The organism is Aerococcus sp. 1KP-2016, assembly GCF_002252085.1.
Lineage (GTDB): Bacteria > Bacillota > Bacilli > Lactobacillales > Aerococcaceae > Aerococcus.
On record NZ_NEEY01000042.1, the window covers coordinates 1 to 14,938 of the forward strand.

13 protein-coding genes and 1 pseudogene are annotated in these 14,938 nt (G+C 37.3%); 4 read left to right on the forward strand and 10 right to left on the reverse strand.

The window, feature by feature from the left end; all coding sequences use genetic code 11:
* Nucleotides 1-280: 280 nt before the first annotated feature.
* The 5 genes and pseudogenes from B9P78_RS07490 to map form a co-directional block, all read right to left on the reverse strand.
* Nucleotides 281-1,249 carry a GMP reductase gene (locus B9P78_RS07490; RefSeq protein WP_094518872.1) on the reverse strand — a complete coding sequence of 323 codons (969 nt, stop codon included), beginning with the start codon at nucleotides 1,247-1,249 and terminating at the stop codon, nucleotides 281-283.
* 338 nt (nucleotides 1,250-1,587) lie between these two features.
* Nucleotides 1,588-2,484, reverse strand: coding sequence for a ribokinase (rbsK, locus tag B9P78_RS07495; RefSeq protein WP_094518873.1), 897 nt, complete (start codon nucleotides 2,482-2,484; stop codon nucleotides 1,588-1,590).
* 122 nt (nucleotides 2,485-2,606) lie between these two features.
* Nucleotides 2,607-3,596 carry an LCP family protein gene (locus B9P78_RS07500; protein WP_094518874.1) on the reverse strand — a complete coding sequence of 330 codons (990 nt, stop codon included), beginning with the start codon at nucleotides 3,594-3,596 and terminating at the stop codon, nucleotides 2,607-2,609.
* 31 nt (nucleotides 3,597-3,627) lie between these two features.
* Nucleotides 3,628-5,280, reverse strand: coding sequence for an LCP family protein (locus B9P78_RS07505; protein WP_094518875.1), 1,653 nt, complete (start codon nucleotides 5,278-5,280; stop codon nucleotides 3,628-3,630).
* 208 nt (nucleotides 5,281-5,488) lie between these two features.
* A pseudogene (gene map / locus B9P78_RS07510) lies at nucleotides 5,489-6,243 on the reverse strand (type I methionyl aminopeptidase).
* 235 nt (nucleotides 6,244-6,478) lie between these two features.
* Here map and B9P78_RS07515 point away from each other — a divergent pair.
* The 4 genes from B9P78_RS07515 (at nucleotide 6,479) to B9P78_RS07530 (ending at nucleotide 9,301) form a co-directional block, all read left to right on the forward strand.
* A complete protein-coding gene (locus B9P78_RS07515; RefSeq protein ID WP_094518876.1) occupies nucleotides 6,479-7,186 on the forward strand; it encodes a GntR family transcriptional regulator in 708 nt (235 codons plus the stop codon).
* Nucleotides 7,187-7,292: 106 nt separating this feature from the next.
* On the forward strand, nucleotides 7,293-7,754 hold the full coding sequence (locus tag B9P78_RS07520; protein WP_094518877.1) for a flavodoxin: 462 nt from the start codon (nucleotides 7,293-7,295) through the stop codon (nucleotides 7,752-7,754).
* A gap of 20 nt (nucleotides 7,755-7,774) precedes the next feature.
* Nucleotides 7,775-9,016 (forward strand): aminopeptidase, encoded by a 1,242-nt coding sequence (locus B9P78_RS07525; RefSeq protein ID WP_094518878.1) that lies wholly within the window; start codon nucleotides 7,775-7,777, stop codon nucleotides 9,014-9,016.
* 48 nt (nucleotides 9,017-9,064) lie between these two features.
* Nucleotides 9,065-9,301 carry a hypothetical protein gene (locus B9P78_RS07530; protein WP_233487785.1) on the forward strand — a complete coding sequence of 79 codons (237 nt, stop codon included), beginning with the start codon at nucleotides 9,065-9,067 and terminating at the stop codon, nucleotides 9,299-9,301.
* A 117-nt stretch (nucleotides 9,302-9,418) separates the two neighbouring features.
* Here the strand turns inward: B9P78_RS07530 and B9P78_RS07535 are convergent, their stop codons facing one another.
* The 5 genes from B9P78_RS07535 to B9P78_RS07555 all read right to left on the reverse strand — a co-directional run bounded on the left by B9P78_RS07535 (nucleotide 9,419) and on the right by B9P78_RS07555 (nucleotide 14,726).
* Nucleotides 9,419-11,140 (reverse strand): DUF6020 family protein, encoded by a 1,722-nt coding sequence (locus B9P78_RS07535; RefSeq protein WP_094518879.1) that lies wholly within the window; start codon nucleotides 11,138-11,140, stop codon nucleotides 9,419-9,421.
* Between the two features lie 22 nt (nucleotides 11,141-11,162).
* On the reverse strand, nucleotides 11,163-11,552 hold the full coding sequence (locus tag B9P78_RS07540) for a GtrA family protein (RefSeq protein ID WP_199445753.1): 390 nt from the start codon (nucleotides 11,550-11,552) through the stop codon (nucleotides 11,163-11,165).
* A complete protein-coding gene (locus tag B9P78_RS07545) occupies nucleotides 11,552-12,760 on the reverse strand; it encodes a hypothetical protein (protein ID WP_094518880.1) in 1,209 nt (402 codons plus the stop codon). Before B9P78_RS07545 ends, B9P78_RS07540 begins: the two co-directional genes overlap by 1 nt.
* Nucleotides 12,750-13,706, reverse strand: coding sequence for a glycosyltransferase family 2 protein (locus B9P78_RS07550; RefSeq protein WP_094518883.1), 957 nt, complete (start codon nucleotides 13,704-13,706; stop codon nucleotides 12,750-12,752). Before B9P78_RS07550 ends, B9P78_RS07545 begins: the two co-directional genes overlap by 11 nt.
* Before the next feature lie 63 nt (nucleotides 13,707-13,769).
* Nucleotides 13,770-14,726 (reverse strand): glycosyltransferase family 2 protein, encoded by a 957-nt coding sequence (locus B9P78_RS07555; RefSeq protein ID WP_094518881.1) that lies wholly within the window; start codon nucleotides 14,724-14,726, stop codon nucleotides 13,770-13,772.
* Nucleotides 14,727-14,938: the final 212 nt, after the last annotated feature.

Consider the following 14,938-nt stretch of genomic DNA (forward strand, 5'->3'; position numbering starts at 1 on the left):
AAAAAGCGTACACAATTCTTAATAAGAGTTGTGTACGCCTTTTACTTTGAAAAATTCTTATTATTTTGATTGAAATATATCATGGGAACAGGTTAAAGGACTGAAAGTGTAGTTCCTTAGCCGTGAAAGGGTATGAAATCGAGACCTTGGCTCGATTCAAATTGAAAGACCTTGGCTTTCAATGGTCCCACGGCTCACAAGGAACGTACACTGTAAGGACAAAAATCTATGATTTTGATTTTTTGTCCCAGCCTCGTTCATTTGAATGATTGAATAAATATTAGTCACCATTGTAGATAGTTGGTACGATCATATAGTCAACCGTACGTAAAGCACCTAAATCACGGCCACCTGCGTAAGAAATACTTGATTGTAAGTCTTCTTGCATTTCACGCATTGTATCCCAAAGGCTACCACGGCTTTCAATAAGCATTTTCTTACCTTCAACATTTTTGTAGATACCTTTTTGGAATTGCGATGCTGAACCAAAGTATTCTTTGTAAGTTACACCATCTTGTTCAACTGTTTCACCTGGTGATTCCACGTGAGCAGCTAACAATGAACCAATCATAACCATTGAAGCACCGAAACGTACAGATTTCGCGATGTCTCCATTTGTACGGATACCACCATCTGCAATAATTGGTTTACGTGCTGCTTTTGCACATAGCTTGATTGCTTGTAATTGCCATCCTGCAGTACCAAAACCAGTTTTGATTTTCGTAATACATACACGGCCAGGTCCTACACCTACTTTGGTTGCGTCGGCGCCGGCATTTTCTAAATCACGGACAGCTTCTGGTGTCGCTACATTACCAGCGATAACAAATGTATCTGGCAATTGGGCTTTGATATATTTAATCATTTCGATAACTGTTTCAGAATGTCCATGCGCAATATCAATTGTGATGAAGTCTACTTTCTCACCACTTGCCTTAATCTCATCAATGAAAGTATATTCTTCAGGTTTCACCCCTACTGAAATAGACGCATACAAACCTTCCGCATTCATATGTTTAATAAATGGTAGACGTTTTTCAGGTTCAAAACGATGCATAATATAGAAGTAACCATTTTTGGCTAGTTCTTCTGCAAGTTCTTCATTTAGAACAGTTTGCATATTTGCTGGTACAACAGGGATCTTGAATGTACGACCTCCAAATTCAATTGAAGTATCTGCCTGGCTACGGCTTGTAATCACACATTTAGCAGGTATTAATTGGACTTGTTCATAATCAAAAGTTTCCACGAATTCAACTCGCCTTTCTTTCATACAATGGTTTCAACAACAAATGGTGTCTGTAAACACCAATTCGTATTCTACACACATAGAAAGTTGATTGCAAGTAAAATAACGCATAAATTTTAAGAAATCCCTTGATAAAAATGGCATTTCAGCTAAATTTATGTGATATTTTTAGTTATAAACGAACATTATTCACTTGGGACATATCAATCATTCTCAAATAATAACGCTTGAATATAACAAAATCGATTTGTAAGAGTAAATCCGAACTTTATTTCTCATCAAATTTTATAAAAAAATGCACCGATGTTTAGGCATCGATGCACTTTGAAACATATATATTAAACAAGCCACGCTTCATTGTAATGATTATCTGCTTGCATCTCAGCAACAGTTGGCATACCGCCTTGCGCACCAAATTTACGTACGGATAAAGAACCTGCCAATGAGGCGAAAGCAATTGCTTCAGCTAAATCATTGCCTTTAGATAGCGCCACTGTGAAGGCACCTGAGAAGGTGTCACCCGCACCAGTAGTATCAACAACATCTCCCTGGATAGCATCGATAGCAACTACCCCTTGACCATCATGATAGGTCACACCATCTCCACCCATAGTAATGAGCAATTGTTTAAGGTACTTAGCCAACAAGGTTGCCACATCTGCATCACCGAATAATTCTTTCGCTTCAGATTCATTAGGCAATAGATAGGCCACTTTTTCCAAATATGTAGGGTTAACCTTCACAAATGGTGCTGGATCATAAGTTACTTTGATATCATTTGCATGCGCTAAGTCGATTAAATATTCGATAGACGCCATTGGAATTTCATTCTGAATAATGAAATAGTCACATGCTAATAAGTCAGCCTCTACTGATTGTAGGTAGGCAACTGTTACTTCTTGGTTAGCACCAGGGACATAAACAATGGCATTGTCTCCTTCAAAAACGGTAATATGCGCCGAACCAGTTGTCAAACCTTCAATAACCTTAACTGCATCTACATCGACACCATTGTCCAAGAGATTTTGCTTTGTTTCCACACCGAATTGATCATCACCAACGCAACCAAACATTTTCACACGCCCGCCCAAACGAGCCGCTGCTACCGCTTGGTTAGCACCCTTACCACCAAAGGTCGTCTCAAACGCTTGACCATAAACCGTTTCTCCTTGATTGGGTACTCGATTTGTTGTGACCACAAAATCTGTCGAAATACTACCAATTACACCTATCATATAATCTTCCTCCCCGTATATTACATAGCTCTATTATACTGTAAAATCGCTTGCTTAGTGAGTAATTTCAATAAAAAGGAGGTCGAGTCTTTATACTCAACCTCCCCGCTAATGCGTATTATTTATTCTAATCCTAAGTGGCTTCTTAACATACTAGAAGTTTCAGCAATTTGATCATCAGATAAAATATTGTAATACGTTCCAGTAGACGTATCCCCGGTACCAACTAAGGTTGTTGATTCAATATTTGCAGAATCTACACGATAGTTTAAAGCTAGCTTCGTCATATCATCAATCGTTAAGTCCGTAGTCACATTACTTTGTACTGTTTCAAATAAACCAAGTAGGCTACCAACATTTTCTACATTTTGATATTTATCTAAGATGGCTATCAATACCTGGCGTTGACGCGCAGCACGTCCAAAATCACCGTTTGGATCTTCATAACGCATGCGGACATATGCCAAGGCCTCTTCACCTGTTGCTAGATTGATACTACCTTGAGCAAAATCATAACCATCTTGTGAGAATGCAAATTCATTATTCACAGTAACCCCACCAACAGCATCGATGATATTCATCATACCTGTCATATTGACTAAAGCATAGTAGTCAATTGGGACATTTAATAATTCTTGGACGGCATTAATAGAACCTGATGCCCCCCCTGCTGTACCATAAGCGGAGTTGATTTTTGCATCTAAACTCGCAATATAGGTATCACGAGGAATAGATACCATTTTGGCTGTACCTGATTCAGGATCAATCGTTACTAAAATCATGACATCTGTATTTTGCTCTCCAGTTGTACGACCAGCCCCCGCATCCATACCCAATAAAAGAATAGATACAGGCTCTTTGTCTGAAATTGACACTTCAGTTTCCCGAACCTTGTCTACCGGTGTCGCACCATTCGCATCTGCAGGCTGATAAATTGCTTCAGCAGTTGAGTGCAATTTGTAATATGAAAAAGCTGCTATACCACCACCAATTAACACTAATAGTAGTATTATCCAACCTAGACACCCTAAAAAGCTCCGGCGTTTTTTGGTGGGTTGTTCTCCGTAAGTATCACGGCGACTTCGACGCCCTGAGTTATGCTCTTCTGCCATTTCAATCTCCTCCTATATCATAAATATTGTATTATTCTGAAGCGGAACTTTCAGTGACTACCTCACTTGTAACCGGTGTTTCACTGGTCGCAGGTGTAGATGAAGTTGCCGCTGGGTCAGTTGCTGGTGCAGTAGCAGGTGCTGAAAATTCTACTGCCGGACTGCTAGATGATTCGTAATAAGTTTCTGATTCACTAGAGTAGACTGGTTCGCTGTAACTTTCGCTTACAGTCTCAGAATAAGAACTTGTCGTTTGGTAATCATTCGTTACTGTGGAACTGCTTGTTGTATCACTTGTCGTATCACTATAAGTTTCCGTACTTGAACTTGTTACCTGTTCACTGCTTGAAGGATCGACAGCTTCCGGATCGAATCCATCTGTAATATAGGCTAACAATTCGTCTGATAAGGTCTCTGGTATTGTTTGATTATCCGTTTCCTTAATCAAGTCCGTTGTGCCCATAGAGGTTAAATAGTCATTAATAGAATAACCGAATATATATTTCACCAACTCATTTAAATCTTCTCTTGAATACACACCTGGTTTTATAGCCATTTCATCATCAGACAAAATACCATCATAATTTAAATCCATTACTGGGAAATACGTTGACGTCACACCAAATGAAACAGGATATACAATCACGGCATCTTGACCTTCGTAACCTAAATTGGCTTGCATTTTCGCGACAATTTCTTGTCGTTCTAATTCTGGTACTAATAAGTAGTAACCAAAATCAAGATTCAAATCTTCGTAATTATCAAATACCAACTTGTCCAAATTATCCATAGCTGCTAAGTATTTTTCTTGTAAGGCAAACATATTTTCTACAGAAATATTTGTTTTTACATTACCTCCTAGTGCATTTAAGATATCATTGTAATTCGTAATGGTACCTAATGAAATTACCTTATCAACAACTGCTTCGATTAATTGTTGTTGACGTTTTTCACGGCCAATGTCCCCTTCTGGATCTGATTTACGCATGCGGACATATTGCATTGCCTCAAGCCCAGATAAGGTAGTCGTTTCGCCTTCAGTGAAACTAACCCCATTTTGTGTAAAATTTAGGGTTGGCGTAATATCTACACCACCAAGCGCATCAATAACATCCATAAATCCTTGCATATTCACATTTACATAATAATCAATCGGCACATCAAGATACTGTTGTAAAGAGTTAATTGTCCCTTCGATCCCGTCATAATTCATGTAGGCGTGATTCAATTTGTCGAATTCTTCCGTATCACTTTGTGGACCTAAAGCATCACGGGGAATCGAAATAACAGTTGATTCATTAGTTGTAGGGTTAATGGTAAAGACCATCATAACATCCGTACGGGCATCTTCTACGTCTTCATAATACAGCGCTCCATTATCAATCCCCGTTAACAGAATTGTAATTGGCTCCCCATTTTGCAGTTGCGCATCCGCATCACGTAGCTCATTTGAATTTACGTCTTCATATATTTTTGTCCCAAACCCAGTTACATCCGCGTACAATTTAAAAGCAATTGCACAAAGAATAACAAGCAAAGTAGCAGAACCCAAAATCCAATAAGTCCGTTTATTTTTAGGTATCCATTTAGATGACTTTAATTTCACTAACCATGAAGGTTTTGTGTTTTTATTTACTTGTTTCCGCGTTGGTTCATTCTTATTTTGATTATCTTGCTGTGTCATAGGCACTCCTCTGGAGAATTATTGGGAAACAATTGCTCATCAAAAATAACATAATAATTTCAAAATTTAAGCAATCTATACCACCGTAAATTATAGCACAATGATAATCCTTTCGATTGACATTTCATATATCTTAATAAATATTTGAAAAATAAAAAAACTTCACAAGGATAACGAACATCCCTCTGAAGTTTTCTGAAATTCTAAATTAATCTTTTTGTTGTGTCAACACAACTGGTCCATCTTCTGTAATCGCAATTGTATGTTCAAATTGCGCAGATCGACCGCCATCAATTGTACGTGCAGTCCAACCATTTGAATCAATTTTTGCTTGCCATTTACCAGTATTTACCATAGGTCAATTGTAATGGTCATACCAGCACGTAAACGTTGACCACGACCAGCAATACCATAATGTGGCACTGATGGTTCTTCATGCATAGTTGGTTGAATACCATGACCTACGAATTCACGAACAACAGAGAAGCCTTCGCCTTCAACATAAGCTTGAATAGCAGCACCAATGTCACCAATACGGTTACCGACAGTAGCTCGCTCGATACCAACCTCTAAGGCTTTCTTCGTCACATCTAGTAAACGTTGGCCTTCTTCATCTACTTGACCAATTGCGTATGACCAACATGAGTCAGCAAAATAACCGTCTAGTGATAGCACAGTATCGACACCAACGATATCCCCTTCTTTTAACACACGGTTGGGTGCTGGGAAACCATGACAGATTTCGTCATTAATAGACACACAAGTCACATATTCGTAACCTTCAAAACCTACTTGTTCACGAATTGCGCCTGCTTCTGTAATTTTTTTATCGAAAAATGCTTCAATTTCCATTGTCGTAACACCAGGTACCATCAATGGACGTAATTGTTCATGAATGCTAGCTAATAATGCACCAGCTTTTTTCATGCCTTCTATTTCACGGGCAGATTTAAGTGTAATCATTCATCTCGTCCTTCCTTCTTATTCCTAGTCATTATACCTTAAAATGCCCCAAAGTGAAAATAAAGCGCTAGTCTAATACAATTGTAAACGTTTTAATTTTTTTATAACTTTTAATGATATTCTTTGGCTTTTTTGTTTGAAACTGGTATGATTACGATAATAAGAAAACGTTATTGCATGTTTTTTAGTAGCAAGAATAATTTGAGTAAGCAATGAACCGCTTGAGGTGATTAGCATGGGAAAAACACAGAAATTAGAACAAATTGCATATTTACACATCAAAGATCAAATTTTAAGTGAAAACTGGAAAACCGGCTTTCATATTGTTGAGGCCTTTATTTCGGAAGATTTGGACATCAGTCGAAGTCCTATTCGCGCTGCCCTAAGTAAATTAGCTGAAGAAGGGTTCGTCGATATGATTCCTTACCGTGGCTTTTTCGTCAGTGAAACACCACCAGAAGAAGATTATGTTGCCCACCGGTTACGATATGAATTGGTGATTTGTTACCTTATGTTAGATTATATGATTAAACAACGTGTAAAAGGTGAAAAATTTGCAGACCAATTAAATGAAAAAGTGACCAATGTACGTTTTGACTACGATGAAAAACGCTTTGAAGATTTCTATAATACGAGTGAAGCTTTGCTCATCGCTATCTTAAATATTGGTAATCATCCCTTCTTGGTCAATGAAGCGGTTGAATGTAGTGGCACAGTGATGACTGCCATTCTGAACAAATATACAGATGAAAATCCAACTGAATTTATTTATGATATGTATCCATTTATGATATATCTTGGTGACTTAGTCCGTTTAATCACCGAAAATCGATTTAATGATGCCCGAGTTTTATTTGAAGTCATCATTAACTATTTAAAAATTCAGTTACCTAAAGATACGCAGGTTGCATTTGATAATATGGATACCTACCGTCTAGCTTAAAATGCTACAATTCTATATGAGAGAGCACTCTTTGTCGTAAAAGAGTGCTTTTTTTGCTATAATTTTTAGTAGAAAGCAGAATATTAGATAGAAGGGAGCGAAATACATGCCAACAGCACTTGTCACCTTTGCCTCACTCACAGGCAACGATGAAGAAATTGCAAATATCATGACGAAATCTCTGCTTGATTTAGGCGTAGAGGCCAAAATGATTGAGTGCCAGTCAGTCTATGCGAGTGACTTTTTGAATGAGGATATTTGTATTGTCGTTACCTATACATACGGTGCTGCTGCAGATTTACCTGATGAAATTGTCGACCTATACGAAGAATTGCCGGAAGTGAATTTAGAAGGCAAAATCTTTGCTGCTCTAGGGTCTGGTGAATATGATTACGAAGAATTTTGTAAATCAGTTGATGACTTCACCGCTCAATTCAAACAAAGCGGTGCGATTATGGCTGGTGAATCGGTAAAAATCGAGTTGTATCCAGAAGACGACGACATCCCTGCTATTCAAAAACTTGCACAAGAATGCGTGACTACATTTCAAGCACATCAAGCATCATAACAATCGGAGGAAATTTATATATGGAAAATTTTGATCAATTACTAGATAAATACGCAAACCTTTTAATCGAAAAAGGTATCAACGTGGAAAAAGGCGATAATGTCATGATCTACATCGCAGTAGACCAAGCACCCCTAGCACATTACTTAGCGAAACATGCTTACGAAAATGGTGCCCGTCGTGTTCACTTTACTTGGAAAGATGATTTCACAAATCGCTTAAATTACGAATACCAAGCAACCGAAGATCTTGCTGAAGTGGCAGACTATACAGTGGCTCGCCAAGAAGACTTAATTTTAAACCAAAAAATATCTCGTTTATCCATCGTATCTGGTGACCCTGACCTATTAAATGGCATTGATGCTGGTAAAATCGACACTATTCAAACAAGCCATGGCACTGCCTTAAAAGTTGTTCGTACAGCAACTATGAATGATCGCGTGAAATGGACAGTTGCTGCCGCAGCAGACTACGGTTGGGCAAAACATGTCTTCCCAGAATTAGCAGAAGACAAACAAGCAGCGACAGATGCTTTATGGGATGCTATTTTCAAAGCGAGTCGTGTATATGAAGCTGATCCAGTTGAAGCATGGAACAACCACCGTGATCTATTAGACGAAAAAGCGCAGTTCTTAAACGATAAACAATTCAAGAAATTGCACTACACAGCGCCTGGTACAGACTTCACTGTTGGTTTACCTGAAAACCACATCTGGATGTCTGCACAAAGCTTCAATCCAGACGGTTCACCATTTATCGCTAATATGCCAACTGAAGAAGTCTTCACAGCACCGGATACGAATGTGATGGATGGTTATGTTACTTCAACAAAACCATTATCTTACGCTGGTTCGACAATTGAAGGTATCAAAGTAACCTTTGCGGATGGTAAAATTGTAGATGTAACAGCCGATAAAGGTGCACAAATCATGAAAGATTTAGTCTTCAACAATGATGGGGCACAAGGTTTAGGTGAAGTAGCCTTAGTACCACACAAATCACCTATTTCGCAAAGTAACTTAACCTTCTTCAATACGCTATTTGACGAAAATGCATCAAACCATATTGCTATTGGTGCTGCTTACCCTACTACCGTTCAAGGTGGTACTGAAATGTCAGACGAAGAATTACAAGCTGCCGGTGTAAACCGTAGTCATGTCCATGTTGACTTCATGATTGGTTCAGATCAAATGGATATCGACGCAATTGACGCCGACGGCAACATCTTCCCAATCTTCCGTCAAGGTGAATGGGCATTCTAAGTGCCACCCTATTTTATCAATACCTAGTATAGAAAAAGGAGGTTAACCATGTCTCAAGATAATAAAAATAACGACCATGATTTAAATGAGTTATACAACCGTCTGAAAAATATGGATCGCGCGAAAGTTGATAAAACCTTGGCCTACCTTGACAAAGGTTCTCCAAAATTAAACTGGCTCTACATCACATTGGCGGTAGCGATTATTTTCCTATTAGTTGGCCTAATTATGGTACTAACCCCAGATGATGATACACCGACTGAGTGGCTGCACCGGAAGAATTGAATCTTCAAATATCGGACATGGAAACCCGCATCAGCGAATTAGAAAGCAAAGTTTCAGAATTAGAAAATCAATAATACAAAAAAGAAGTGCTCCTTGTGGGCACTTCTTTTTTGTATACTATGAAATTTCAGCTTCTTTTTTCACTAAAATTGGTAATACCAACGCGAAGGCCGCAATAAACGTCAACGCCAACACATAGCGCATATTATAGGCCGGCATAGCCAATACTAGCGTACCAACGTGTAAGATACCTGGTAATAGTACAAATACCATCCGCCATTGTTTTTTCACTAATAAGTATATTGCTACGCCAAATATTGTAAATACCGCGATAGTAGGTAAACTGGTGATAAATGGTTTCGTTTCCATATCATAAGGATTTGCTTTAAATGATTGGTTTTCTATGAAATCACGTAACCCCTGCACATTAAATGTATAGGTTTCTTCATAGTCATCGTAATAGTCTTTTGGCGAATTGATAAAGTAATGAAACATAACTGAACCTGGTAATCCATGTTCATAACCATTAATATCCCACAAAGGACGAATTTGTTGTAATTGTGCCTTTAAGGCTGTCAATGGGTACGTTGCTACCAAATGCCACCAGGTTTGCAAAAAGGCGCCTTGATGTTCATTGATAAATTCTTTGTTGTACTCACTATGGAATTTTACTGGATCCGCCATTGACGGTGTATATTTTTCCTGCCAAATAGATAATGGTAAAATTTCTTCTAAAAATGCTGCATCTGCGACGTCAATTTCTTTGTTCTCAGCAATAATTGCGCCCATATGTTGGACCATGATGCTATATTTTTCACTAGCTGATCCAGGTTCAACTTGATATCGTTCCATTAACGGTCCACTATACAAACTATATAGTGCCAATATCCCTACGAATATACTAAACATTTGTTTACGCGTGCCCTTAATAAAAATGATCATCAATACAAGGAACGCGACGCCTACATATAATCCGTTATGTCTACTAAACATCACAACTACTAAAGTACCTAGATAAAGTATCCAAGCTAAAAGATGCCCTTTAAGCCAGGCCCCCTTCGTTTGAATGATTTGGAAAGTAAATAGCGTTAATAGAAATAAGGCAATATTATAGATATTATCTTTATAAATGGTCACCATATTGGGCACCATAACTGTCATCAGTACTAACCCAGCAATTATACATGAGCTTATCCACTTTTTTAATCCATTGCTAGCCAGAATATAGGCAAAATATGCGATTGCAAAAATCATGGCCGCAACTTGTCCTATAGTATACAAAATCGGTGATTTCGTTAATACATAAGAAAGGCGTAACAAAATCGTTGTGAAAAATGGATGCCAGTCAGTTAAATCAATCCCACCCATTGCTTGTCCCCATTGAGAATAAGAATCAATAAACATATTGCCAGGTAGGAAGGCAATCATAAATGGCATGAATGTCAGTAACATTGCTAGCGCAATCCACCACGCATATTGTCGATTCAGCAGCCCTGAATAGCGACTTTTATCTGAATATATCCAATCAAACTTGTTCATGGATAGATAGATGAATATATAACCACCAAAGAAAAGGTATTTTATGAATGAAATAATCAAATAATAGCTCATACGAATGGGTGGATTTAAGCTAAAGGATAAGCAATTTATCCCTATATAAATAATTGTAAATAATACGAATAGCCAGATATTACGTTTCGATAATTCAATACGTACATTCCTAAGAAAATACAAGGGAATCAAGAGTAAGACGCTTGTGAAAAATCCGTAGAAATTTAGCGCAAATAAACTCAAATTAGCGATTGCAATCATAGCGAGTAGCCAATAATTTTTTCGCATGAAATACCTCCTCGCTGATTATTTATTTCTCTAACCAAATTTTTCGTGAAACAAAGTTCCAAATCATGACAATGATTGTAGCAAGTACTTTCGCAAAGATGTAATAAATATTTGTAATATCAACAAAGAACCACATCATCACTTGGTTAAGAATCAAACCTACTACTGATAAAGCTACGAATATCATAGCTTCTTTACGGCGTTGTTCCTTGCCATATTTACTTTCAAATACAAAGGTCATAGATGCCACGTAGTTAAATATCGTTGAAACGATGAATGAAATGGCTGCGGAAATTAGGTAATAGATATCAAAGAATTCCGTTAAAATAGTTAGTAAGCCAAAATCGATAATTGCTGCGGCGACACCGACAAAACCAAATTTAATAAATTGATTAATTAATTTTTTCAACATTAACTCCTTCTAAACCACTTAGACCAGTCGATCATGACATATAGATATGTAAAGATACCTAGGACAGTGATTGCTAGATTACGATAGGTGAAATAATAATGGTGTTGGTTATGATTTTGTAAGATAAAGAACCAAACAAAAGGTACTACGCTCATCATCAAAAGTACGCTATGATTTAATAATTTATGTATTGTAAATCCTTTAGACAGGACACCTACAATGACTAAAGCAATCATAACAAAGAGCAATATAGGCCAAACATAAGTTGGAAACATAGCCCCCAGAACTTTCTTCAATATTTCAGAATATGCCAAAACTTCCCCCTCGGTACCACTAGTACGCAGGAAAATCTGTTTAATCGCTGATTGAAAAAGGTTTTCTTGTAAGATGATGCTCCCCACAGCCCACTTAGCTACCCAAGTACCTGCATAACCAAGGAGCCAAGCTAGCCCCATAAAGATAGTTTCTGTAAACACTGTGAGAAAGGCAGCTATTTCGTTTTGATGACGCAACACATACCAAACGAAAAATGGTATTGCAAAGGTCAACAAAGGTGCTGTCAATAAATCGAAGTAATTGGTTACCGAACCGATAACGAAACTTGTAAATACGACATTATTCAAATTCAACTTGTCCTGTTTTTTCATCCAGGTTAACCATAAAATGGCGACCATTAAAATGACATATACTGGTGTGTATTGTAAGGATAAGGGGAAAATCCAAAAATGAATCATGAACAGGACAAGAGCAAACAAGCCTGCAAATACCGATGAAATGGTTTGCTGCAGTTGATGCATCACTGCAACAAATAAACCAAAAATCACAAATATATTTAAATAGCGTATCCCCGTATAACTCATAAATACGAGGAGGAATCGAAGTATCGGAATATCCCCCATCCAATAACGGAAGTAACCATTATTCCATACGGCTGCTTGGAATGGATTCAATCGATCATTATTGTGTAATTTTTGGAAAATTAAATTATCCGTAAAGGTATCTAATTTTGTGCCTACAATATTTGGTATAACTTCCCATCGTTTCGTTTCACTTGCGATACTGTTTACGGATTCATGCCAGTTATCCATGATAAATCGGCTTGGGATGAAATACGCACATAAAAGAAAGACATAATAAAATATGCATAGGGCGACAAACGTCAACCCTAAGCGTTTTAATAATTTGGCAATATCAAGATTAATCTTCATAATCGCTCAAACCTTCTAATTTTTTAATCGCATTAAATTTTGTATATTCGATTTCAAATCTTTGACGTTCGTTTTGTGTAATAACATCCAAAATTAAACCTGCAATGAATAAAATAATACCTGTTAAGCCGATGAAACCTGCCACGATTAGTGTTGGGAAACGTTCAACTGTCCCTGTTTGGTTAAAATCAATCCAAATAGGTACGAATAGTATAACCGCAATAAGTAATAGCAATAATGAAACTAATGAAAAGAATAACAGCGGTTTGTAGTTCTTGAATAAACGGCCTATCGTGCGTAAGACTTTCAAACCGTCTGAAACAGTATTTAATTTTGATTCACTACCTTCTGGACGATCACGATATTCAATGACCACATTTTCAATTGCTAGATTTTTATCCAAGGCAAAAATAGTCATTTCTGTTTCAATCTCAAACCCTTGTGATAAGACTGGGAATGATTTTACAAATTCATATGAAAAAGCACGGTAGCCAGTCATAATGTCGCGGACATTATTTTTGAACATAACATTAATCAAGGCTCTTACAGTACGATTACCGACATTATGGAAGGGACGTTTATTTTCTTCAAAATAAGTAGAACTTAAACGGTCACCAACAACCATCTGCGCACGATGAGCGAGAATTGGTGCAACCATATCTCTCGCATGTTCTGCCGGATATGTGTCATCTCCATCAATCATCAAATAACAAGCCGCGTCTATATCCCTGAACATTGAACGGATGACATTCCCCTTACCTTGTTGGTGTTCAAAACGAACAACAGCACCTGCTCTAGCAGCAAGTTCCGCTGTATTATCACTTGAATTATTATCATATACATAAATTGTTGCTTCAGGTAATGCAGTTTTAAAATCAGCAATCACCTTTTCAATCGTTTGGCTTTCGTTATAGCACGGTATTAAAACCGCAATATCGTCCGTCATATTCATTCTGTTACACTCCTCAAATTTTTGTCTCAATAACCATTATAATATATCACACCTATACTAGACACTCTTTTTATTATTTTGTTCTTTTATAACCATATCTGTATCTTTGATGATATAAACAGGTCTATTCTTTGTTTCTAAATAAATTTTCCCAATATATTTACCAATAATGCCAATACACAGTAGTTGAATACCACCTAACAGCAAAATAATAGATGCCAAGGACGGCCAACCATCTGTTGGATCACCAAAAATTAATGTTCTAATCACAATGACAAATATCGATAAGATGGCTACGATACAAGAAATTGTGCCCAAGTAAGTTGCAATAGACAAGGGTAGATCAGAAAAATCCGTAATACCTTCAATGGAATATCTAAATAATTGTTTAAAAGACCATGACGTCTCTCCAGCTACACGCTCACGATTTTTAAAGGTCAAATAAGATGTATTAAATCCTACCCAGGTAAATAAACCTTTTGAAAAACGATTATATTCCGTCAAAGATAGGATTGCATCAACCATTTGACGGCGCATCAAGCGGAAATCACGAGCGCCATCAACCATTTGTGCATCTGAAATCTTCGCCATTAAACGATAAAAAGTTTTTGCAAACAACGATCTTGTGGCAGATTCCCCCGCCCTATCCTCACGCCGTGTACCTACACAGTCTAATTCAGTATTTTGTACCAACAAATCGTACATTTGGGGTAACAATTCCGGTGGATCTTGCAAATCTGCATCCATGATTGTGACAAAATCGCCACTTGCATGCTGCAAGCCAGCATACATAGCTGCTTCTTTACCGAAATTTCTAGAAAAATGAATAAAATGAACATCGTCATTTTCTCTTGATAATGTTTGAATGACTTGTAAAGTCTTATCTTTAGAGCCGTCATTGATAAATATATATTCAAAAGTCGTATTCATCACTTGTTTTTGTGCTTCTACAGCAGCAAAAAACAGTGGAATTGTTTCTTCCTCATTATAACAAGGAACGATAATCGTTATCACGGATTGGTTACTCCTTTTTTTACTTTTCTTCATTGTACCAAAAATTTAACCTAGAATTGGTTTATTCTCACATTCTTCTGGATTATACTATTATCCTTATTATAAAAAGAGGCTGAGACAAAAATAAATCATAGATTTTTCGTCCTTACAGTGTACGTTCCTTGTGAGCCGTGGGACCATTGAAAGCCAAGGTCTTTCAATTTGAAATCGAG

Bases quoted from the DNA above. Each gene is read 5' to 3' on its own strand.
- rbsK (WP_094518873.1), bottom strand. From the start codon at position 2,484: ATGATAGGTGTAATTGGTAGTATTTCGACAGATTTTGTGGTCACAACA.
- B9P78_RS07500 (WP_094518874.1), bottom strand. From the start codon at position 3,596: ATGGCAGAAGAGCATAACTCAGGGCGTCGAAGTCGCCGTGATACTTAC.
- B9P78_RS07505 (WP_094518875.1), bottom strand. From the start codon at position 5,280: ATGACACAGCAAGATAATCAAAATAAGAATGAACCAACGCGGAAACAA.
- B9P78_RS07515 (WP_094518876.1), top strand. From the start codon at position 6,479: ATGGGAAAAACACAGAAATTAGAACAAATTGCATATTTACACATCAAA.
- B9P78_RS07520 (WP_094518877.1), top strand. From the start codon at position 7,293: ATGCCAACAGCACTTGTCACCTTTGCCTCACTCACAGGCAACGATGAA.
- B9P78_RS07525 (WP_094518878.1), top strand. From the start codon at position 7,775: ATGGAAAATTTTGATCAATTACTAGATAAATACGCAAACCTTTTAATC.
- B9P78_RS07530 (WP_233487785.1), top strand. From the start codon at position 9,065: ATGTCTCAAGATAATAAAAATAACGACCATGATTTAAATGAGTTATAC.
- B9P78_RS07535 (WP_094518879.1), bottom strand. From the start codon at position 11,140: ATGCGAAAAAATTATTGGCTACTCGCTATGATTGCAATCGCTAATTTG.
- B9P78_RS07540 (WP_199445753.1), bottom strand. From the start codon at position 11,552: ATGTTGAAAAAATTAATTAATCAATTTATTAAATTTGGTTTTGTCGGT.
- B9P78_RS07545 (WP_094518880.1), bottom strand. From the start codon at position 12,760: ATGAAGATTAATCTTGATATTGCCAAATTATTAAAACGCTTAGGGTTG.
- B9P78_RS07550 (WP_094518883.1), bottom strand. From the start codon at position 13,706: ATGACGGACGATATTGCGGTTTTAATACCGTGCTATAACGAAAGCCAA.